20 protein-coding genes and 1 tRNA gene are annotated in these 19,876 nt (G+C 68.0%); 5 read left to right on the top strand and 16 right to left on the bottom strand.

Translation table 11 applies throughout. The features are described 5' to 3' along the window. From ACT6S0_RS18935 to tssA, 15 genes are all read right to left on the bottom strand, one after another. Nucleotides 1-392: hypothetical protein (locus ACT6S0_RS18935; protein ID WP_444765341.1), on the bottom strand; the 392-nt coding region annotated here is incomplete at its 3' end. A gap of 23 nt (nt 393-415) precedes the next feature. Continuing rightward, nucleotides 416-826: a hypothetical protein gene (locus tag ACT6S0_RS18930; protein ID WP_444765340.1), complete on the bottom strand. Its 411-nt coding sequence runs from the start codon at nt 824-826 to the stop codon at nt 416-418. A gap of 45 nt (nt 827-871) precedes the next feature. Then, on the bottom strand, nt 872-1,168 hold the full coding sequence (locus tag ACT6S0_RS18925; protein ID WP_444765339.1) for a hypothetical protein: 297 nt from the start codon (nt 1,166-1,168) through the stop codon (nt 872-874). Nucleotides 1,169-1,230: 62 nt separating this feature from the next. Then, nucleotides 1,231-3,906, bottom strand: coding sequence for a type VI secretion system ATPase TssH (gene tssH / locus ACT6S0_RS18920; protein ID WP_444765338.1), 2,676 nt, complete (start codon nt 3,904-3,906; stop codon nt 1,231-1,233). A 385-nt stretch (nt 3,907-4,291) separates the two neighbouring features. Beyond that, nucleotides 4,292-5,350, bottom strand: coding sequence for a type VI secretion system baseplate subunit TssG (tssG, locus tag ACT6S0_RS18915; protein WP_444765337.1), 1,059 nt, complete (start codon nt 5,348-5,350; stop codon nt 4,292-4,294). Beyond that, nucleotides 5,347-7,212, bottom strand: a complete 1,866-nt coding sequence (gene tssF, locus ACT6S0_RS18910; RefSeq protein WP_444765336.1) for a type VI secretion system baseplate subunit TssF — start codon at nt 7,210-7,212, stop codon at nt 5,347-5,349. The genes tssG and tssF overlap by 4 nt, the downstream gene beginning before the upstream one ends. A gap of 105 nt (nt 7,213-7,317) precedes the next feature. Then, complete coding sequence (tssE, locus tag ACT6S0_RS18905) at nt 7,318-7,851, bottom strand: type VI secretion system baseplate subunit TssE (protein ID WP_444765335.1); 534 nt, start codon at nt 7,849-7,851, stop codon at nt 7,318-7,320. Beyond that, a complete protein-coding gene (locus tag ACT6S0_RS18900) occupies nt 7,851-8,684 on the bottom strand; it encodes a type VI secretion system accessory protein TagJ (protein ID WP_444765334.1) in 834 nt (277 codons plus the stop codon). Before ACT6S0_RS18900 ends, tssE begins: the two co-directional genes overlap by 1 nt. Then, a complete protein-coding gene (locus tag ACT6S0_RS18895; RefSeq protein ID WP_444765333.1) occupies nt 8,674-9,246 on the bottom strand; it encodes a double zinc ribbon domain-containing protein in 573 nt (190 codons plus the stop codon). Before ACT6S0_RS18895 ends, ACT6S0_RS18900 begins: the two co-directional genes overlap by 11 nt. Before the next feature lie 14 nt (nt 9,247-9,260). Next, complete coding sequence (locus ACT6S0_RS18890) at nt 9,261-10,112, bottom strand: type VI secretion system tube protein Hcp (protein WP_444765332.1); 852 nt, start codon at nt 10,110-10,112, stop codon at nt 9,261-9,263. A 10-nt stretch (nt 10,113-10,122) separates the two neighbouring features. After that, the gene (locus ACT6S0_RS18885; RefSeq protein WP_444765331.1) at nt 10,123-10,671 is read right to left on the bottom strand and encodes a hypothetical protein; all 549 of its coding nucleotides are present in this window, start codon (nt 10,669-10,671) and stop codon (nt 10,123-10,125) included. A gap of 23 nt (nt 10,672-10,694) precedes the next feature. Further along, nucleotides 10,695-11,195, bottom strand: coding sequence for an Hcp family type VI secretion system effector (locus ACT6S0_RS18880; protein ID WP_056264929.1), 501 nt, complete (start codon nt 11,193-11,195; stop codon nt 10,695-10,697). A 98-nt stretch (nt 11,196-11,293) separates the two neighbouring features. Continuing rightward, a complete protein-coding gene (tssC, locus tag ACT6S0_RS18875; RefSeq protein WP_444765330.1) occupies nt 11,294-12,787 on the bottom strand; it encodes a type VI secretion system contractile sheath large subunit in 1,494 nt (497 codons plus the stop codon). A 36-nt stretch (nt 12,788-12,823) separates the two neighbouring features. After that, on the bottom strand, nt 12,824-13,318 hold the full coding sequence (gene tssB / locus ACT6S0_RS18870; RefSeq protein WP_444765329.1) for a type VI secretion system contractile sheath small subunit: 495 nt from the start codon (nt 13,316-13,318) through the stop codon (nt 12,824-12,826). Between the two features lie 86 nt (nt 13,319-13,404). After that, complete coding sequence (tssA, locus tag ACT6S0_RS18865; protein WP_444765328.1) at nt 13,405-14,505, bottom strand: type VI secretion system protein TssA; 1,101 nt, start codon at nt 14,503-14,505, stop codon at nt 13,405-13,407. Between the two features lie 195 nt (nt 14,506-14,700). Between tssA and ACT6S0_RS18860 the strand changes: the two genes are divergently transcribed. The 4 genes from ACT6S0_RS18860 to ACT6S0_RS18845 all read left to right on the top strand — a co-directional run bounded on the left by ACT6S0_RS18860 (nt 14,701) and on the right by ACT6S0_RS18845 (nt 18,035). Continuing rightward, nucleotides 14,701-16,449, top strand: coding sequence for a serine/threonine protein kinase (locus ACT6S0_RS18860; RefSeq protein WP_444765327.1), 1,749 nt, complete (start codon nt 14,701-14,703; stop codon nt 16,447-16,449). Between the two features lie 190 nt (nt 16,450-16,639). Continuing rightward, nucleotides 16,640-17,128, top strand: coding sequence for a hypothetical protein (locus ACT6S0_RS18855; protein WP_444765326.1), 489 nt, complete (start codon nt 16,640-16,642; stop codon nt 17,126-17,128). A 149-nt stretch (nt 17,129-17,277) separates the two neighbouring features. Continuing rightward, nucleotides 17,278-17,841 (top strand): RNA polymerase sigma factor, encoded by a 564-nt coding sequence (locus ACT6S0_RS18850; protein WP_444765325.1) that lies wholly within the window; start codon nt 17,278-17,280, stop codon nt 17,839-17,841. A 117-nt stretch (nt 17,842-17,958) separates the two neighbouring features. Continuing rightward, a tRNA-Met gene (locus ACT6S0_RS18845) sits at nt 17,959-18,035 on the top strand. Here ACT6S0_RS18845 and ACT6S0_RS18840 read toward each other — a convergent pair. Further along, nucleotides 17,992-19,605: a recombinase family protein gene (locus tag ACT6S0_RS18840; protein ID WP_444765343.1), complete on the bottom strand. Its 1,614-nt coding sequence runs from the start codon at nt 19,603-19,605 to the stop codon at nt 17,992-17,994. The genes ACT6S0_RS18845 and ACT6S0_RS18840 overlap by 44 nt on opposite strands. 114 nt (nt 19,606-19,719) lie before the next feature. On the opposite strand from ACT6S0_RS18840, the gene ACT6S0_RS18835 reads away from it, so the two are divergent. Continuing rightward, on the top strand, nt 19,720-19,876 hold a 157-nt coding region (locus ACT6S0_RS18835), incomplete at its 3' end, for a leucine zipper domain-containing protein (protein ID WP_444765342.1).

The raw sequence follows: 19,876 nt of genomic DNA, 5'->3' as shown, positions 1-19,876 counted from the left end.
GTGCCGCCCCGCACCGGTTGCAGCGTCAGCGCCTCGCCGGTCCGCCGGCCAGCGGCGCGGCGGTAGACGGTCTGCTGCGCCGCCACCGCCCAGCCGGGCAGGCGCGGCGCCACCGGCACGGGACTGCACAGCACCAGGGAGAAGCGCTCGGCCCGGCCCTTGAAATAGCGCAGTCCGGCGTCGACAAGATCCCACGGTCGGTCATGCCGGCTGCCGGCCACGAAGTTCGCGGTCTCACCGCCGCCAGGGGTCAGGGCGTAGACCCACCCCCGCTGCGTGGTGCGCTGGTTGCCGGCGGCGCGGGCCAGCGGGTCGGGGGCGCCGAATACGTCCCGCAGCGTGCGGCGCGCGGTGTACGGTGTCGGCGCGGTGGCGGGGCGCTCGCGTGGCATGCAGGTGCTGACCGCTCAGCGCTTCACAGCAGGGCTTCGAGCTTGCCGCTCATCTTGTCCAGGTCCTTGTTGAACTGGACGGCGGCTTTTTTCTTCGACGCGTCGGCGCCGGCCGACTTGAGGGCGGCCTTCTGCTGCTCGGCAATGGCCTTCACGGCTGCGGCCACGCTGGCCACGGTGGCCGAGTTCTCGGCCGTCTGGATGGCCTTCAGGCAGCTCGGCATGACGCTGATGAGCCCATCGGTGTCCTTCACGTACTGCGTGTACGCCGCGACGAAGCCGGTCAGCTTGAAGACGGGCGTGCGCTGCATTGCCTTGATCTTCTTGTCGAGGTCGTCGGTTTCCTTGTCCAGCTTGGCGTGGTCTTTTCTCAAGCTCTCGATCCGCTTCAACTGCTCGGCAAGCTTCTTGATGAGGGTTGCTTCGTCTGCCATGGGGGCTCCAGTCGTTGAGTTGGCAATTCCAGTGGCGCAGGCCGGTCAGTACTTCGTCTTGTTCTTGAGGTCCATCAGATGAAAGTACTGGTCCTGCGTCTGCTTGGCCAGGTCGTCGGAGCGGGCGCGCTGCAGGCGGATGAGTTCTTCCTGCTGCTTGAGCGTGCGCTCGTTCTCGGCGATGCGCAGCTCCATGCGCTTGATCTTGACCTGCTTGTCCATGTCCTTGTCGAGGAGCAAGTCCCTGGACGAGTCGTACATCTCGTCGAACACCTTGCCCGCGGCCCAGCCGCCGACGAAGGGCACCAATGTCTTCGTTCCGAACTCGAGAATCAGTTTCATGAAAGCTCCTTGAAGTGTTCCCATCCGCGATGGCCGTGGTGGCTGTAAGCCCCCGGTGGGCTTCAGCCGTATTCGTAAGAGAAATCGCCGTCGGCCACGCCCAGGCCCACGCGCTGCAGCGGCTGGCCGGACGCCGTGCGTGACAGGTACTCGATGGACACCTTGGGCAGCACGGTATTGGTCAGGATGGCGTCGATGATGCGGCCGCCGCTCTCGGCGTTGTTGCAGCGTTTGACGATCAGCTCCACCGCCGCGTCGCTGTACTCGAAGGGGATGCGGTGGTTTTCGGCCACGCGGCGGGCGATGCGGCCCAGCTGCAGGCGCACGATCTTCGCCAGCATCTCGTCGGAGAGCGGGTAGTAGGGGATGGTGACGATGCGGCCGAGCAGCGCCGGCGGGAAGACCTTCTGCAGCGGCTCGGTCAGCGCCGTGGCCAGCGACTCGGGGTCGGGCAGCAGCTCGGAGTCGCGGCACATGTTCATGATCAGCTCGGAACCCACATTGCTGGTCAGCAGGATGATGGTGTTCTTGAAGTCGATCATGCGGCCTTCGCCGTCCTCCATCCAGCCCTTGTCGAAGACCTGGAAGAACAGCTCGTGCACGTCGGAGTGGGCCTTCTCGACCTCGTCCAGCAGCACGACGCTGTAGGGCCGGCGGCGCACGGCCTCGGTCAGCACGCCGCCCTCGCCGTAGCCGACATAGCCCGGAGGTGCGCCCTTGAGCGTGGAGACGGTGTGCGACTCCTGGTACTCGCTCATGTTGATGGTGATGACGTTCTGCTCGCCGCCGTACAGCGACTCGGCCAGGGCCAGCGCGGTCTCGGTCTTGCCCACGCCCGAGGTGCCGCAGAGCATGAAGACGCCGATGGGCTTGTTGGGGTTGTCGAGCTTGGCGCGCGAGGTCTGGATGCGCCGCGCGATCATGTCCAGGCCATGCTGCTGGCCGATGACGCGCTGGCCGAGCGTGGCGCCCAGGCGCAGCACGGCTTCCAGCTCGTTCTTGACCATGCGGCCGACGGGGATGCCGGTCCAGTCGGCGACGACGCTGGCCACGGCCTGCGCGTCGACCGAGGGCAGGATCAGCGGGTGGTCGCCCTGCAGCTCGGCGAGCTGGGCTTGCGCTGCGTGCATGTCGGCGAGCAGGGCGTCGCGGTCGGGTTGGGCTGAAGCGGCTTCGTCCACCGGCTGACCGTCGCCGCGCAGCTTGGCGCGGAGTTCAAGGATCCTGGCGACGACATCCTTTTCCTGCCGCCAGCGGGCTTCCAGCGTGCCGAGGCGGGCGCGTTCGTGGGTCAATTTCTCTTCCACCGACACGCCGCGGTCGCCGACATGTACGCCCACCTGGGCCTCGCGGCCGATGATGCCCTGCTCGATCTCCAGCGACTCGATGCGGCGCTTGCAATCCTCCACCTCGGCCGGCATCGCATGCTGGCTGACGGCCACGCGGGCGCAGGCGGTGTCGAGCAGGCTGACCGCCTTGTCGGGCAACTGGCGGGCCGGGATGTAGCGGTGCGACAGCTTGACGGCGGCTTCAATGGCCTCGTCGAGCAACTGGATCTTGTGGTGACCCTCCAGCACCGTGGCCACGCCGCGCAGCATGAGGATGGCCTTCTTCTCGTCGGGCTCCTCGACCTGCACGGTCTGGAAGCGGCGGGTCAGCGCCGGGTCCTTCTCGATGTATTTCTTGTACTCGGCCCAGGTGGTGGCGCCGACCGTGCGCAGGTTGCCGCGCGCCAGCGCAGGCTTGAGCAGGTTGGCCGCGTCGCCCGTGCCGGCCGCGCCGCCGGCGCCCACCAGGGTGTGGATCTCGTCGATGAACAGGATGATGGGCGTGGGGCTGCTCTGCACCTCGTCGATGACCTGGCGCAGGCGCTGCTCGAACTCGCCCTTCATGGAGGCGCCGGCCTGCAGCAGGCCGATGTCCAGCGTCAGCAGCGTCACGCCCTGCAGCGGCGGGGGCACGTCGCCACGCGCCAGGCGCAGCGCGAAGCCTTCCACCACGGCCGTCTTGCCGACGCCGGCCTCGCCGGTCAGCAGCGGGTTGTTCTGGCGGCGGCGCATCAGGATGTCGACGATCTGGCGGATCTCGTCATCCCGGCCGGTCACGGGGTCGATCTCGCCCTTGCGGGCCTTCTCGGTCAGGTCGACGGTGAATTTCTTGAGCGCCTCCTGGCGGCCCATCGCCGCGGGCGCCATCGCCCCCTCGGCCTGGCCGGGCTGGGCGGCGTTCAATGCGCTGCCATCGGTGGCGCCCAGGCCCGCCTCGCCGGTCTTGCCGACGAGGCTGGGCAGCTTGTCGGCCAGGTCGTCGGCCTTGATCTTCTCGAACTGGCGCGAGATGCCCACCAGCGCATCGCGTAGCGTGCGCGTGGACAGCAGCGCCAGCAGCAGGTGGCCGCTGCGCACCTGGGCGTCGCCGTACATCAGCGTGGCGTAGACCCAGCCCTGCTGGATGGCGTGGGTGATGTGCTCGGAGAAGTCTTGAATGGCGGTGGAGCCACGGGGCAGGCGGTCCAGCGCGGTCGTCACATCGCGAGCCAGTGCTGCGGCGTCCAGGCCGTAGTGGCGCACGATGGCGGCCACGTCGGACTCGTTGTTCTCCAGCAGCTGTGTCAGCCAGTGCACCAGTTCCACATAGGGGTTGCCGCGCAGCTTGCAGAAGACGGTGGCGCCCTCGACGGATTTGTAGGCCAGCGGGTTGAGCTTGCCAAACAGGGCTTGGCGGCTGATGTCGGTCATTTGTAGATCTCCTCGGTGCTAAGTGACCGAGGGGGCCGTTCGGTTCCAGCGTCGAGCAGCAATGAAGGGTTGGGCGCAGGAGAACGGGTAGGCCTGATGCTCCATGTCCCCCGGCCCGCTGCGCGGCCCTCCCCCTTTACCTTCGCATCAGACCCGCCCGCCCTCCCGCTGTCGTTGCATTCGGTTGTCGCGGCGAAAACCCGCTGGTGGCTGAGCCGGGATGCGGGGGCGCGCAATCACGAAGGTAAAGGAGGAGGGCCGCGCAGCGGCCCGGGGGACTGAGCCCGGACTCAAACAGTCCTGAGGACTGTTTGCGCCTGGCGAAGGATCGGGCCTCTGGCCCGAGCAACGGAGTAGTTGCGCGGCCGCGTCCCGGCGGCACACCCTAATCCAAATGCGCCGGCGCCAACGAAGCCTTCAACGGCGCCCGGCAGATGCTTTCGACATTCATGATCAGCTGATCCGCCCGCTCCCTCGGCCGCCCGCTGTTCAGCCAGGCGCTTCGACCCAACTGCCCAATGCCCCGCTGCCGGCCCAGCGCCCAGGCGGGCACCTCGGCGGGCTGCAGACGCAACTGCACATCCCACGCGAACTCGAAGCCGACGAACTGCCGCACCATGGCCTGCAGGGCTTGGAGCCGCTGGCCCTGGGGCAGGAAGGACTGGAAGTCCGGCCATTTCAGCGGGCCGATGACGATGCGGAACTTGTGCTGCACGTCCCAGACCTGGCGGCCCAGCATGGCGCCGCGGCCCAAGGCCGCGCCGGGGCCGGTGAAGCGGCCGATGCGGGTGCGCTCGTCGGGGTCCAATGTCATCCAGTGGCCGCAGAATTGCTGCACCTGCACCGGCACGCCGAAGCGCAGCGTGATCCATGACTGCAGGCCGTCGGCATCGCGCGCCGAGCGGGCCAGCCGGCCGGCGAAGAAGAGCTTGGGGAAGTCGCCCAGGGCGTCGCGCTCGCGCTGCGAAGGTTCGGCCAGGCCGACCAGGGCGCCGACGTGGCGCACGATGGGCGCGTCCTGCCCGCGGTCCATGCCGACCACCGGGTTGGCACGCGCCCAGGCCCGGTAGAACAGCAGGCCGAAGCGGTGCAGCAGCAGGTCCACAAAGGCGCCGAAGCTGCGGTCGCCATGGTGCATCTGGCGCTCGCGCGCGTACTCGGTCAGGTGGGTGGGCAGGGCGCCGTTGGGGCCGAACAGGCCGATGACGCGCTGTACCAGGCGCGGTGGCCCGTAGGCGTTGGCCTCCAGCCGCGTGATGGGCGTGGGCGCGAAGTTCAGCGCCGCCTCGCCGCTGAAGCGCAGCGGCTCGTCGCCCGGGCGCAGCGCGTCGCCCAGGCGCGGCTTGTGCGGGTGAGCGGCCTCGATGCGGCGCAGGGCCTGGAAGAGGTCGAAACGACCCGGCCGCGCCCGCAGCGCGTCGAAGACCTTCTCGCCCTCGCTCATAGCAATGCTCTGGCGCCGCTCAGGGGCGCCCAGCGCTTGAGCTCGCCCCGCGTGCGCGACACCAGCTGCGTCTGCACGAAGCTGTTCATCGACACATGGCGGCTGAAGTAGTGGTGCAGCACGGCGCCCAGCAGCGTGGCGCTGCCGCCTTCGAAGCACAGCTCGTCGACCTCCACGCGCACCTCCAGCCCGCGGCCGAAGGCGATGGGGCCGGGGGCCGGATGGCGGCGCACCACCGGGCTGGCGCTGACCGCGCGCAGGCCCTCCACCTGGCGCAGCAGGCCGGCGTCATTGCTCTGCGCGAACAGACCCGTCAGCTCGCGCAGGGCCAGCGCGCCGCGCTCGGGGTCCTCGTTGACGAGGGACAGGTAGTTCAGCGACAGCAGCGACAGCAGCCGCCAGGCTTGCGGCCCCTCGCGTGTGGCGCTGACCGGCCTGGACGGACCGGCGACGATGCCCACGCCCTGCACGGGCGCGCGGCTTTCCAGCGTCAGGCCGCCGTCGGCGCTGCCGGCCGGCATGAACAGCGGCAGATCGCGGTTGGTGCAGCGCACCTGGGCGCCGAGCTGGCGCAGCTCCTGCCGGAAGGGCGCACGTTGCAGGTCGACCAGCGACAAGAAGACCTCCGACGCGACATAGGCCGAGCGTGGGCCTTCGCGCTTGCCGCGCTCGCTGATGAGGCGGGGCTCGCGCAACGCGCTGAAGAAGCCCGCGGCGCCGGCCGGCTCGGCATGCGGCACGTCGAACAACGGCAGGAACTTCAGCTCGTCGCTGTCGTTGGAATAGCCGGTGACGGTGGCGACGTCGAAGACCTCGAAGTCGGTGCCGGCCAGGCGGTCGGGGATGACCTGGAAGGCCGTGCTGCTGTCGTCCACCGCGATGCGCTCGGCGCGGCGCTCGAACAGGTTGATGGCCGGCACGCAGTTCAGCGCGAAATTTGCCGGCTCGCCGCCGCCCTCCAGCGAGGCCTCGTAGCGGTCGAACAGCAGCACCAGCTCGAACGTGTTGCCGGCCGCGCGCGCAAAGGCGGGCGCCAGGCCTGCCACGTCGATGAACAGGAAGCGCTGCGGGAAGGCGAAGTACTCCTGCATCAGCCGCGTGCCGGCCAGGCCGCGCAGCGTGACCGGCAGCATGGCTTCGTCGTCTTCCAGGCCCACCGCGCGCACGCTGTCGGCAGCCAGGAAGCTGCGCTGGGCATCCTTGCCGCCGGCGCCGGCCAGCACGCCGACGCAGCGGCAGCTGGCCAGCTCGTGCAGCTTGAGGGCCACGTCCTGCAGGCCGCCCATGAAGAAGCGCAGGCTGCTCAAGGGCAGCTGGGCGAAGCGCATGCCCACGGGCAGCTCCAGCCGCACGCGCACGCCGCTCTTGGGGCGCTCGCGCAGGGGCAGGCCGCTCATGGGGATGTCGCTGGCGCTGAGGAAGTACTCGACGCCGGCGACCTTGACGGGCGTCAACGTGACCGGCTGGGCGGTGCGGAACTCGCAGCGCGTCGGGCCCAGCGCCGTGCGCGGCCCGAGCAGTGCGCTGCCGCGCGGCAAGGTGAAGCCGGCGATCAGGTTGGGGTCGTTGGCCGGCTGCAGCTGCGCCACCAACATCGACGGCAGCGGTGCGGCCAGGTTGGGGCTGACCATGTCCAGCAGGCGCTGCGCGAGCTGCGGGAACTCGGCGTCCTGCTTGAGCTGCACGCGCGCGGCCAGGAAGGCGGCGCCTTCGAGCAGGCGCTCCACATAGGGGTCGGCCACCTCCAGGCCTTCCATGCCCAGCCGCCCGGCGATCTTGGGGAACTCGCGCGCGAACTCGCCACCCATCTCGCGCAGGTAGCGCAGTTCCTGGTTGTAGTAGCGAAGGAGGCGGGGGTCCATGTCAGTCGTTGGAAATGCAACCACAGAGGCACAGAGGCACAGAGACAGTCGCTCTGTGTTTCCTCAGTGACTCAGTGCCTCTGCGGTTGCCTTTGATTGCCATCTTCAGCCTCGCATGTCTCGTACGGCGGCTTGGCCGGTGTCGACGTCGACATCGGCGGCCAACAGCAGCTCCAGCGGCACCGGCTGGTTCCAGAGCTGGCCCTTGATGGTCAGGCGCAGGCTGGTGGGGCGCAGGCCGGTGCTCATGTCATTGAGGATGCGCACCTCGACGCTGGCCGGGTCCAGGCGCGGCTCGAAGCGGATGATGGCCTGGCGCACCTGGGCTTCGATGATGGGGAAGTTGTGCACTGTGAAGGACTGGCCCGTCAGCGGCAGGATGCCGAAGTTCAGCACCGAGTCGCGCGCATGGCTCAGGCTTTGCCACAGCGCGGCGCGCTCGGGGTCGCCATGGTTGGGGTCGGGCTCCTCGCAGACGGCGTTGAACAGCCATGACAGGTCGCGCAGCACGGCCTCACGCAGCTGGCGGCGGTTGAGCACGCGGGCGTCCAACGCCTCGACCTTGCTGCCGGGGTCGTTGTCGGTGAGTCGGTCCAGCAGCGAGGGCTGCAGGCGGTCCTGGGCGCCCAGGCCGGCCATCAGCTCGCCTCGGTCACATCGAAGACGATGTCGCGAATCGTCATCAGGTCATGGTCACCACTGTCGCTGGTCAGCACGCGCTGGCCGAGGCCGGCATAGCGGTCCTCGCCTGGGAGGGGCAGCCACTCGGTCTTGCGCGCCAGGTTGATGAGGCCGTCCTCGCTTTTCTCGGAGCCCGGGTAGCGCGTGGGCACCAGCGCAACGCTGTTGCCACCGTTGGTGAAGCTCAGCTGGGCCGGTGTCCAGACGCAGTCGCGCAGGTCCTCGGGCGCGTCGAAGTGGACCTTGGCCAGGTGCTTGAAGGGCACCCAGGTGTAGTGGCCGTTCAGGCAGACCTCCAGCACGGGGCCCAGGCGCGAGTCGGCGTCGGCCAGCCAGTCGAAGCGCTGGCCGTCGAGGCTGCCGACGCTGGCGGGCGCGGCCTCGAAGGCCTTGGCGGCGAGGTCGGCGGCGAGTTCGGTCTTGCCTTCGGCCTGCTGCCTGAGCGACTCGATCAGCTGCGCCACCCAGGCCTCGGGCTGGCCGAAGACGACGGGCGTTCTCCTGCCGGCAAAGACTTCGGCGCGCAGCAGCTCGCAGCGGATGGCGTGGCCGACGGTCTCGCGCATCGGGATGGCGAGCTCGTCCAGGTCGGCGACGACGTTGAGCTGCGTGTGCGCGCGCTCCCACTGGCCGAGCACGCTGAGCAGTTGCGACAGGAAGGTGCGCAGCTTGGGGTCGGCCGGCCTGGCGCGCACGGCCTGGGTCAGCTGGGTGAGTGCGGCGCGCGGGTCGCCGGCGCGGACCCGTTCTTCGGCGGCTTGCTGTGGGGTGGGCGTGAGATCAGAAGCCATGGCCGCAATCGGTGCAGAAGCGGGCTTGCCGCGAGAGGGTGATGCCGCAGGCCGGGCAGCTTTTGTGCGTGCTGGCCATGTCGAAGCCGCATTCGTGGCAGAAGCGCCCGCCTTCGCTGGCCGTCTGGCAGTTGGGGCAGGCCGCGCCGCCGCTCGCATTGCCATAGGCGGCGGTGCTGGCGGCGGCGCCTGAGGTCGATTTGGCCGTGCAGTCCTTGCAGGTGCCGCTGCTGCTGTTCCAGCACTCGCGGCCGGTCCATTTGCGGCAGCCGGTGCAGCGCTCGTACAGCGGAGCCGCAGCCGCCATCGCCTCGGCCAGCGCGTCGCCCTTGGCGCCACTGCCGCCCGCTTCGGCGAACGCACCGGTGGCGCGGCTGGCCTTGCCCAGGTCGTGGAACATGAAGGCAAAGCGGCTCAGCCAGCCGGTGATCTGGCCCTTGCGGTAGGGCTTGAAGGCCGAGCGCGAGCTCTCGCCGCATTTCTCGCAGAAGAACTCGAACTGGAAGCCGGCCGACACGTCGCTCACGGACGTGCTGATGTCGCGGTAGTTGGTCAGGGCCATGGTGGAAGACAGCGCTAGATCGGTGAGCCGATGTTCTTCATCGTGAACGCGCGCATCGTGCCCTGCGACGCGGTCTTGGCCGCCGCCTGGCCGGCGTTGCCGTGCGAGTAGTGCGACGGCGGGTTCTTGTAGACATAGGCCAGCGCGCCGAACTCGCAGGTCCACTCCTCCATCATCTCGGTCATCGTGTCGGTCACGGCAACCTGCAGCTGGTAGTCCAGCAGGCGGATCTTCTGGATGGTGAAGACCAGCGAGGTGCCGTCCATGACGGTGGAAGAGCGCTTGTGGATGGTCAGCGTGCCCGACGGGAAGACGTCCCCGGCCTTCATCGAGTTCAGCAGCTGCGTGCTGGCGATGTCGACGCGCTTGGTGAAGGTGATCTCGAAGTTGCGGTTGCGTTCGGCTTCGTCGACCTCCGACTGGCGCTGCGCATAGCGCAGCTCGTCCTTCGTGCGGGCGCGTTCATGGCCCAGGATCTCGTTGAAGGTTTCCTTGTGGGCGGCGCGAATGGCATCGGCCTGCTTGAGGTAATCGGCGTAGATCTCGTCGCGTTCGTCGTCGTCGGCCGCGTCGCGCTGTGCCTTCTGCATGGCCTTGCCGGCGCGGCGAAGCTCACGCTCGGAGTCTTCCCAGGCATGGCGGGCGCGCGTGTCGATGCTGCCGCTCTGGCCCACCAGGTATTTGCGCTTGTTGTAGGCGTCGTCGCGGCCCTCCGCGTTCTTGCGTTCGTTCTCGTTGTGGAGGTTCCAGCGCAGGGACTCGATCAGGACCTGGCCCTGGAAGAGATGGGACACGGCCTCGCCGGTGACCGGCACGCGGCTCGGTCGCAACAGGATCATGAAGATGTCAGCACCGCCGTTGGCCATTGCAAGCTCTTCAAATCAACGAGACGGGGTGGAGGAAAGGCGCCGTGGGCAGGTTGTCCTTGCCGAGCGTCTTCAGATAGGTCATCTTGATGTTCTTGAAGTTCAGCGTATAGGTCTCGATCAACTCCTTGGAGTTGCCGTCGTCGCGAACGTCAAGCACACAACTTTCAAAATAGCCCTGCGTGCAGGCCACCACGAAGCCGGGTTGGTGGATGGCGCGGCCCTGCTGCTTGATGTGCAGCACGGTGATGGTGGCGCTGAGCACGGGCAGGTGGTTGTCCACGCAGAAGTGCAGCTGCGAGGAGCCCACGTCGAAGCGCTTCTGGAACACCAGCGGCTCCATCTTGATGGTCACCGGCTTGCCCAGCCCGGCCATCGCGGCCGCCGCACTCGCGACGCCGGCCAGGCCGCCGGCACGGCCCTTGGGGTCCTTCAGGGCATGCATGCCCCAGCTGAACTCCAGGATCTCGACCGAGCCTTCCCAGCCCTCGAGCAGCCCTTCGCCCACCACCGGCCCGGCGCCGGTGATGAGCTGCATGAAGATGTTGGAACGGCTCATTTCGCCGGGACCGCTTCAGAAGATCAAGCCGATGGCGAGGCGGTGCCGGCGGGGATGTCCCAGTTGTAGGTCTTGGGCGCGCCGAGCTTGCCGGTCTTGTTGTCCTGCGGCTTGTATTCGATCTTGACGGTCTTGAAGACCATCTCGACCTTCTGCTGCACGTTGCCTTCCTCGGTGCCGTTCATCTGCACCTTGGTGATGAAGCAGCCTTCCATCGTCATCGTGAAGTAGGTCTCGGGCGTGGCGCTGCCCGTCGTTTTCATCATCTGCAGCTCGACCTTGGGGAAGGCCTTGCCCGTGCAGATGTAGCCCATGATGACCGTCGACGAGGTGTCGAAGTAGTGTTCCCAGTTCATCTTGCCGGGGTTGGGCTTGCCCACGGAGGCGCCGCCGCCCTTGGTCCAGCTGGTCTCGGCCTCGACTTCCCAGTCCCAGCCTTGGATCTCGATCCACTTCTCCTTGCCTTTCTGGATGGACTCGCCATCGGCCTTGTCGAAGAAGGTGAGGAATGCATTGACTGCCATGTTGGTATCTCCTGTGGGGGTTCAGACTGCGCGGGTTCGGTGGTGGTGTTGGAGGGCTCGCCCTGCTCCCGCGCCGGGCGAGTTCTCCGCGTCGTGGGTCAGGCCGACTTCTCGGACGGCAGCTTGGACACCAGCCGCAAGGACACGGTCAGGCCTTCGAGCTGGTAGTGGGGCTTGAGGTAGAACTTGGACTGGTAGTAGCCGGGCGCGCCTTCCACTTCCGAGACTTCGACCTGCGCCGCCGCGAGCGGGCGCATGGCCTTGGTCTCTTCCGACGAATTCATCGGGTCGCCATCGACGTAGTTGAGAATCCAGCTGTTGAGCCAGTCCTCCATCGCGTCGCGCGACTTGAACGAGCCGACCTTGTCGCGCACGATGCACTTCAGGTAGTGGGCGAAGCGGTTGCAGGCGAACAGGTAGGGCAGGCGGGCGGCGAGGGCGGCGTTGGCGGTCGCGTCCGGGTCGTCGTATTCGGCGGGCTTTTGCAGCGACTGGCCGCTGATGAAGGCCGCGAAGTCGCTGTTCTTGCGATGCACCATCGACAGGAAGCCGTTCTTGCTCAGCTCGGCCTCGCGGCGGTCCGAGATGGCGATCTCGGTCGGGCACTTCATGTCCATGCCGCCGTCGTCGGTCGGGAAGGTGTGCGTGGGCAGGCCTGTCACCGCGCCGCCGGACTCGATGCCGCGGATGCGCGAGCACCAGCCGTACTGCTTGAACGAGCTGTTGATGTTGACCGCCATCGCATAGGCTGCGTTGGACCAGGTGTACTTGCTGTGGTCGGCGCTCTCGGTGTCTTCCTCGAAGGCGAACTCGTCGACCGGACTGGTCTTGGCGCCATAGGGCAGGCGCGACAGGAAGCGCGGCATGCACAGGGCCAGATAACGCGCGTCGTCGCTCTCGCGCAGCGAGCGCCAGGCGGCGTACTCGGGCGTGGTGAAGATCTTGGTCAGGTCGCGCGGGTTGGCGAGTTCCTGCCAGCTTTCCATCTGCATGACGCTGGGTGCGGCACCGGTGACGAAAGGCGCGTGCGCGGCGGCGGCGATCTTGCTCAGCTCGCCCAGCAGCTCGACGTCGGGCGGCGTGTGGTCGAAGTGGTAGTCGCCCACCAGGCAGCCGTAGGGCTCGCCGCCGAACTGGCCGTACTCCTCTTCGTACAGGCGCTTGAACAGCGGCGACTGGTCCCAGGCCGTGCCCTTGTAGCGCTTGAGCGTCTTGCCCAAGTCGGTCTTGGAGACGTTCATCACGCGGATCTTGAGCTGCTCGTCGGTCTCGGTGTTGTTGACGAGGTAGTGCAGGCCGCGCCAGGCGGATTCCAGCTTCTGGAAATCCTCGTGGTGCATGATCAGGTTGACCTGCTCGGTGAGCTTGGCGTCGATGGCCGCGATCATCGACTCGATGGTCTTGACGGCGTCGTCGCTGAGCAGCGTGGTGTTGGACAGCGCCTGTTGGGCCAGCGTCTGCACGGCCTGGGCCACGGCGCCGCGCGCCTCGTCGGTCTTGGGCTTGAATTCCTTGTTCAGCAGTGCCGCGAAGTCATTGCCTTCGAAGGTCACGCCCGCCAGGGCCGATGCTGACTGTTCCGCTTGGGTCATGTTGGAAGCTCCGGTCGTGTTCTTGGGTCTGCGGGCCTATTCCGACTTGGGCGCGTCGGTCAGCGTCTTGAGCAGCGTCGGGTCGGCCAGCACCTTGGCGATCAGGTCGCCGGCGCCGCTCTTGCCGTCCATGTAGGTGATCAGGTTGGAGAGCTGCTGGCGCGCTTCGAGCAGCTTGTTCAGGCCGTCCACCTTGCGCGCCACGGCGGCCGGGGAGAAGTCGTCCATGCTCTCGAAGGTGATGTCCACCGGCAGGCTGCCTTCGCCCGTCAGCGTGTTGTCGACAGCGAAGGCCACGCGCGGCTTCATGGACTTCATGCGCGAGTCGAAGTTGTCGACGTCGATCTCCAGGAACTTGCGGTCCGATACGGGCGGCAGCGGGTCCTCGGGCTTGCCGGACAGGTCCGCCATCACGCCCATGACGAAGGGCAGCTGCACCTTCTTCTCGGCGCCATAGAGCTCCACGTCGTACTCGATCTGCACCCGCGGGGCCCGGTTGCGGGCGATGAATTTCTGGCTGCTCTTGCTCATATCAGTGCTCCTGGCGATCGGGGTTCAAAAGGTCGAAGGCCGCGGGGCCTTGGATGTAGAAGACGACATCGGTGTGCTCATCGCGACTACTGCAGGGTTTCGGGGTCGACGCCGAGCATGCGGGCGACCTCGCCGACGGCCTCGGGCGCGAACTCACGCACCAGCTGCAGGAAGTTGCGGTCGATGAGGCGCTGGGCGCGCCGCAGCAGGTCGGCAGCCGGGTTGGTGGGCTCGTTCTTGTCGAGGTAGGCGCAGACGAGGTCGATGGCGCGCACTGCGTCGGCACGGCTTTCGATGCTGCCGAGCGCGCCGCCGCCGCCGCCGCGGCCACGGCGCACCGGCGCCGGAGCTGCATCGTTGCCGCTGTTGCTGTCGTCGATGCCCAGGTCGCTGAGCATGCCGGCCAGATCGTCCGAATCGGCATCGATGCTGACCGGGCGGGGCGAGACGGCAGCGACGCTGTCGAGCATGTTGCGCAGCGCGGTGAAGTCGGGCTGTTCGCCGTAGCCGAGGCGGGTCGACAGGCATTCCACCAACGCATCCAGCGCGGCGATGGCGTCGGCAGCCTGCGTGTTGACCTGCGGGTTGTCGGCCACCGCGTCGGCCAGCATGTTCTCGATCTGGCCGCGAGAGGGCACGGACTCGTCATCGCGGGCCGTCAGGCCGCCCATCGCGATCTCGATGTCGCGCACGCTGATCTGGCCGATGCTGCGGTCGTTGAGCACCAGGCTGGCGCGCACGTCGCCCAGCGTCGCGTCCAGGCTAGCCAGCTCGTTGAGCACGTTGACGCGGGCGAAGGCGTCGCCATCCTCGGGGCGGGGGTGGAGTTCGTCCCACCAGCGCACCAGCAACTGCTCGAACAGGCGCAGGCCCGGCGCCAGCGCCGCGAAGCCTTCCAGCCGCAGGCGGGCGCGCAGCCACAGGTTGGCGATGCGCAGGTCGCGGCTGCGGCTGTTGAGCGCTTCGGCCTGGCTGTACACGCCACGCCAGTCCGGCGGCTCGGCGGGGGCGAACTGGGTCTCGGGTTTGCCCGCGGCCGCCTGGGTCAGGGCCAGGAAGTCGTTGTCGTATTCCAGGTCGGGGCCGCAGACATCGTCTTCGGCAACGCCCACCAGCCAGGGCGCCAGCGCCGGGTCGCTGAGCGACAGCACCGGGTCGAGCGGCTCATCAAAGGGCGTCGTGTCCATGGGGTTCCGAAGGGCGCTGAGGGACTGGCCCGTGCTTGCCTGAGAGCTGGCAGACGAGGGCTCGGGCGGTGAGTAACCACGGTTGTCGCTTAGTTCCCTGCGCCGCGCCGTCTGCGCGCGGCGGGAACGGAATGGCGCCTGACGTCACTCAGCCAGTTGGGCGCGCGTGCGCTGCGCCTGCCGCCACCCATCACGATGAACTCTCCCGCCTCCAGCACCCCGGACCCGAACAGCGACGACAGCGACGACAGCGACGCGACCATCATCCGGCCGAGCGCGCCCGTCGAGCCGTCGCCGGCGCGCGTCGAACGCGAGGAGGGCGGCAACGCACTGCCCGTGGGCAGCCGGCAGGCCGAGTTCGAGGTCATCCGCGTGCTGGGCGAGGGCGGCTTCGGCATCGTCTACCTGGCACGCGACCACGCGCTGGAGCGCACGGTGGCGTTGAAGGAGTACATGCCCGCCGCGCTGGCGCTGCGCGGCGACGCCTCGCAGGTGCGCGTGCGCTCGGAGCGCCATCGCGACACCTTCGAGGCGGGTCTGAAGAGCTTCATCAACGAGGCGCGGCTGCTGGCGCAGTTCGACCACCCATCCCTCGTCAAGGTCTACCGTTTCTGGGAGGCCAACGGCACGGCCTTCATGGTCATGCCTTATGTCGAGGGCAAGACGCTGAAGGACACGCTCAAGGAGATGCCCGAGCCGCCCGGCGAAGCCTGGCTGATGGACATGCTGGGCTCGCTGACCGAGGCGTTGCTGGTGCTGCACGGCGAGCATTGCTACCACCGTGACATCGCGCCCGACAACATTATCCTGGTCGCCGGCAGCGGGCGGCCGCTGCTGCTCGACTTCGGCGCTGCGCGCCGCGTCATCGGTGACATGACGCAGGCGCTGACCGTCATCCTCAAGCCCGGCTATGCCCCCATCGAGCAGTACGCCGAGGTGCCGAGCATGAAGCAGGGGCCGTGGACCGACGTCTACGCCCTGGCCGCAGTCGTCTATTGCGCCATCACCGGCCGCACGCCGCCGCCGAGCGTGGCGCGCATGGTCAAGGACGGCTACCAGCCGCTGGCCGAGCTGGCGCAGGGGCGCTACAGCGACCGGCTGGTCCAGGCCGTCGATCGGGCGCTGCAGGTGTTGCCGGAGCAGCGCATACAGTCGATGACGGACTTCCGCGAGGCGCTCGGGCTGACGGGCCACTACACGCCCAAGGTGGGCCAGATGGCAACCTTGATCCAGGCGCCGGCCGCTGCGCCGACCCCGGCCGCGGCCCCCAAGCCGGCCAGCCGCGCGCCACTGCCGATCAGCCTCGGGCTGGCCGGCCTGGCCGTCGCGGGCGCGGTGGCCTGGTTCGCGACCCGGCCACCCACGCCTGCAGAGCCCGTGGTGGCCGCGGCGCCAGTCTCCGCAGCCGCGCCGGCGCAGGCCGACCCTGCACCGCGCGATCTGCCGGCGCAGTTCCGCCAGATGGTGGCCCGCCATAGCGAAGGTTTCGACGTGCAGGCCATGGCCGAGCGCACTCGGCTGCGCATCGACCAGGACGACCTGCGCTTCAGCGTCAGCGCCTCGCGCGACGGCTATGTCTATGTGCTGCTGGCCGGCCCCGATGGCAGCCTGGTGCAGCTCTACCCCAACGACCGCGCCAAGAACAACCACATCCGCGCCGGAGAAACCCTGCGCCTGCCCGGCGCCAGCTGGCCGCTCAAGGCCAGCGATCCACCGGGGCTGGAGCATTTCTTCGTGCTGGTCACCGCGGAGCCGCGCAGCTTTGCCCCCTGGGCGACCGACAAGGACCCGAGCTATGGCTTCCTGACGCTGCCGGCCGAGGGCCCGGCGACGGGGGTGGCATCGGGCGCGTCCCACTGGCTGCTGGGCCAGCCGGCGTGCGGCCACGCCAATTGCGCGGCCGAGTACGGCGCGGCGGTCTTCAGCGTCGAGGCCGTCAAGTAGCACCCTGCGGTCGGATGGCAAGGCAAGGAACCCGGTCGATGCCGCCGTTACCTAAGGAAAGCCTGCAGATTCGCCGATTCCCGAGGATTTGCACGGCGACTGCTGACCTCTGGACCATGTTCTGAAACCGACGCCTGCCCCGGCCGCCACCCGTCTGGCGGCGCCGCCCCACCCCGGGATAGGCACCTTTGTGGATGCCGCTTCCGCGGGCCGCCTGCTGTGGGCGAGCTGGGCGGACGGCCGGTTGCAGGTATGCAGCGGGGCCACGCCCGCGCCGCCGGTTTCCAACGAGATCGGCCGGCTTTTTGTCGCGGCGCTGCGCGAGCAGTTCGGCGAGGCGGCCAGCGCCATCGCCGAACGCGAATGGCAGCTCAGCCTGCAGCCCCGTCGCCTGCTACCTGCTCGAACGGTGCGGCATGCAGTGGCCTGCGCGGAGTCGGCGCTCAGCCTGTTGCAGGCCCAGTCTCAACTGCTGCAGATCGAGTTCTCGGCCGTCCTGCTGGGCTGGCGATTCCGGCGCGTTGCCGAGGCGCTGGGCCTCGACCCGGCCAGCCTCAGCGTCGAGCGGCGCCAGGCCCTCGACCAGGTCCTCGGCGCCGAGTTCCATGCCGCACTGCCGGCCGACGTCGACGCGCTGACTTGGCGAGTCAGGACGCTGCTGATGCAGGCCATGCACTGAAAGCCGCGACATCGTCCCGGCCCGCACGGGTTAACCCATGCCCGTGAATGCGGGGCGCAGCGCGCTCGCGCTGTCGCAGCCGGAACCGCGAAGGCGTCTGTTCAGACAAGCCGGCCAATCGGGGCCGTCTCACCTGTGCGGAGCCCGTGATGCAACTCCAGTGTCCTCAGATTCGTCACCCTGCCGTTGCCGACCCGAACGTCATCTTCTCGGAGCTGTTCGGCGAGCATCGGGATCGCCTCTACCGCTTTGTGTTGCGCCACATCGGCAACAGCACCGAAGCCGAAGAACTGGCCCAGCAGGCCTTCGTGGAGGCCGCGCGCACCTTTGAACAGTTCCGCGGTGAATCGCAGCTGTCGACCTGGCTGTATGGCATCGCCATGAACCTGGTGCGCAACCATCTCTCGCGCGCGCCGTCGCGGCTCTATCGCTTCGAAGACGAAACCGCGCTCGACGCCACGCCCTGCAGCCACGCCAATCCCGAGCAGCAATGCCATCTCAACCAGCTGATGGCCTTGCTGCAGACCGAGCTCGACGGCCTGATGCCTGAGATGCGTGAAGTGCTGCTGCTGGTCGCCATGGACGACATGAGCTACGAGGACGCAGCGGCCCTGCTATCGGTGCCCATCGGCACCGTCCGCAGCCGCGTGTCCCGCGCCCGGTCGCATCTGCGCACCAGGCTACAGGCCCGCGGCGCCCAGTTGCCTTTCTGAGGGAGTCATTTCAAGCTGTCCGTGACGACATCCACGGCGCGTTGAGCCTCCCGCTGGGCCCGCCGGCGTGAAGGCTTTCCGATTTGCTGAAATCTCGTATATACTGCTAGCTTCAGTCGCGGGGTGGAGCAGTCTGGTAGCTCGTTGGGCTCATAACCCAAAGGTCGTAGGTTCAAATCCTGCCCCCGCAACCACTTTCAGAGACCCGCCGAGTAGCAGTAGCCGCTCGGCGGGTTTTTCAATTTCGGCCCACGTTTCGCCTGTGTCGGCGTCGCGGCCGATAAGCACCGGGCCCAGCATGTCGGCCAGCAGCGCGCGAGTGCGGTCCCGGTCGGCGTCCTCTTCAAGCACCCGCTGAAGCTCCAGCATCTGGCGCCGGTATCGCGCCGTGATGTCGTCGATGACTTGGCGCGGTGCCGCCTGCGCCTGCTCGATCAGCAGCGCCAGGCGCGCGCGCTCGCCTTCGGCGGTGCGTAGGCGCTGCTGCAGCGCAGGACTGATGCCGACGGCGGCGATGGCATCGACCATACGGCCGATCTCGCCATCGAGCGTGCGGAGCTGGCGCGGTGCCGTCTCAGCATCGCCCGCAGCCTCGCGTTGCGCGTCTGCCATCAGCGCCGTCACTTCACGCTGGAGCATCGTGAGCGCCTCAGGGCTCAGCAGCTCATCGCGAACTTCGGCCAAAAGGCGCTTGTCCAGCGTTTCGCGTCGCACTGTCAGAGCGGAACCGCACACGGCCGGGCCGCGGTCCTTGCGCGCGCTGCAGCCGTAGCGCTCTGCGTTGATCGCTGTGAAGGCGGCGCCGCAGGCGTGGCAGCGCAGCACGCCCGCGAAGAGGGTGCGCGGGATTGCGCCTTTGCCGGTGCGCGTTCCACGCGCTGGGCCACGGCGCGCGCGTTCCTGCACGCGGTCCCAAAGCTCTTGGGTGACGATTCGCAGCTCTGGGGCCTCTCGGGTCTGCCACTCGCTCTGCGGGCGCTCCACGTAGCGCCTGGCGCCCGTCTCCGGGTCTTTCAGCCACTGCCGCCGGTTCCACACCACGCGGCCGACATACAGCCCGTTGTTCAGCATGCCCAGGCCCTTGCCGCTGCTGCCTTGCAGGGCGCTCACGGCCCAGGTGCCGCCGCGCGCGCTTGGCGTGCCGCGCTCGTTGAGCTGGTGGACGATGTGCCGCGTGCTGTGCCCATCGGCAAACTGCTCGAAGACCGAACGGACTACTGCTGCTTCGACTTCGTCGATGACCATGCGCCGGCTCTGGCCGTCTTCCGCAAGGGCACTGGTGTACCCGTAGGTTCGGCCGCCGGCATGAAAGCCCCGCTCAAACTGCCCGGCTAGGCCCCGGTGCGTCTTCTCGCGCAAGTCGTCGAGATACAGCTCGTTCACCAGACCGCGCGCGATGCGCATGACCTTGCGGCCCTTGGCTTCGGTGTCGTAGCCATCGGCCGTGCCAATGATGCGCACGCCACGATGCTCCAGCCGCTTGACGATGGTTTCGGCCTCGCCGATCTCGCGGCTGAGTCGGTCCAGCCCCTCGACGATCAACACATCAAAGCGCTTGGCCAGGGCATCGGCCAACAGCGCTTTGCCGCCGTGGCGCATCGCCAGCGGCGTGGAGCCGCTGACGCCTTCGTCGGCGTGCGTCGCGACCACATGCCAGCCCTCGCGGTCGGCCCGTGCGCGGGCCTCGCGAAGCTGATCAGTGATCGACGTTTCGCGCTGCTTGTCCGTGCTGTAGCGGGCGTAGAGCGTGGCTCGCAGGGTCATGGCTGTTGATCTGGGCTTGTTCCGCTAGCTGTCGTTTCCCAAGAGGTTGTTCACCCGAGGCCGTGGAAGATGAGGGTTCTCACACCAACCCATCGCCACACGGGGAACCCTCGGATGAACAGCCATAAGACTGCCTCATTGACGCCGCGAGGTCGCGCACATTTGGTTAAGAACGTCGCCACTCAAGGCTGCAAGCTTGCTGCTGAGGCGGCAGGCGTGAGCCGGCGCACCGCTGCGCGCTGGCATCGGCGTCACGCGCTCGAAGGCCCCA

The sequence above is a fragment of the Roseateles sp. genome (genome assembly GCF_052436255.1).
Lineage (GTDB): Bacteria > Pseudomonadota > Gammaproteobacteria > Burkholderiales > Burkholderiaceae_C > Pelomonas.
Note: the sequence above shows the minus strand (reverse complement) of the source record. Positions and strands in the feature narration are given on the sequence as shown.

Coding starts and splice junctions, on each gene's coding strand:
- ACT6S0_RS18930 (WP_444765340.1), bottom strand. CDS start 826: ATGGCAGACGAAGCAACCCTCATCAAGAAGCTTGCCGAGCAGTTGAAG.
- ACT6S0_RS18925 (WP_444765339.1), bottom strand. CDS start 1,168: ATGAAACTGATTCTCGAGTTCGGAACGAAGACATTGGTGCCCTTCGTC.
- tssH (WP_444765338.1), bottom strand. CDS start 3,906: ATGACCGACATCAGCCGCCAAGCCCTGTTTGGCAAGCTCAACCCGCTG.
- tssG (WP_444765337.1), bottom strand. CDS start 5,350: ATGAGCGAGGGCGAGAAGGTCTTCGACGCGCTGCGGGCGCGGCCGGGT.
- tssF (WP_444765336.1), bottom strand. CDS start 7,212: ATGGACCCCCGCCTCCTTCGCTACTACAACCAGGAACTGCGCTACCTG.
- tssE (WP_444765335.1), bottom strand. CDS start 7,851: ATGGCCGGCCTGGGCGCCCAGGACCGCCTGCAGCCCTCGCTGCTGGAC.
- ACT6S0_RS18900 (WP_444765334.1), bottom strand. CDS start 8,684: ATGGCTTCTGATCTCACGCCCACCCCACAGCAAGCCGCCGAAGAACGG.
- ACT6S0_RS18895 (WP_444765333.1), bottom strand. CDS start 9,246: ATGGCCCTGACCAACTACCGCGACATCAGCACGTCCGTGAGCGACGTG.
- ACT6S0_RS18890 (WP_444765332.1), bottom strand. CDS start 10,112: ATGGCCAACGGCGGTGCTGACATCTTCATGATCCTGTTGCGACCGAGC.
- ACT6S0_RS18885 (WP_444765331.1), bottom strand. CDS start 10,671: ATGAGCCGTTCCAACATCTTCATGCAGCTCATCACCGGCGCCGGGCCG.
- ACT6S0_RS18880 (WP_056264929.1), bottom strand. CDS start 11,195: ATGGCAGTCAATGCATTCCTCACCTTCTTCGACAAGGCCGATGGCGAG.
- tssC (WP_444765330.1), bottom strand. CDS start 12,787: ATGACCCAAGCGGAACAGTCAGCATCGGCCCTGGCGGGCGTGACCTTC.
- tssB (WP_444765329.1), bottom strand. CDS start 13,318: ATGAGCAAGAGCAGCCAGAAATTCATCGCCCGCAACCGGGCCCCGCGG.
- tssA (WP_444765328.1), bottom strand. CDS start 14,505: ATGGACACGACGCCCTTTGATGAGCCGCTCGACCCGGTGCTGTCGCTC.
- ACT6S0_RS18860 (WP_444765327.1), top strand. CDS start 14,701: ATGAACTCTCCCGCCTCCAGCACCCCGGACCCGAACAGCGACGACAGC.
- ACT6S0_RS18850 (WP_444765325.1), top strand. CDS start 17,278: ATGCAACTCCAGTGTCCTCAGATTCGTCACCCTGCCGTTGCCGACCCG.
- ACT6S0_RS18840 (WP_444765343.1), bottom strand. CDS start 19,605: ATGACCCTGCGAGCCACGCTCTACGCCCGCTACAGCACGGACAAGCAG.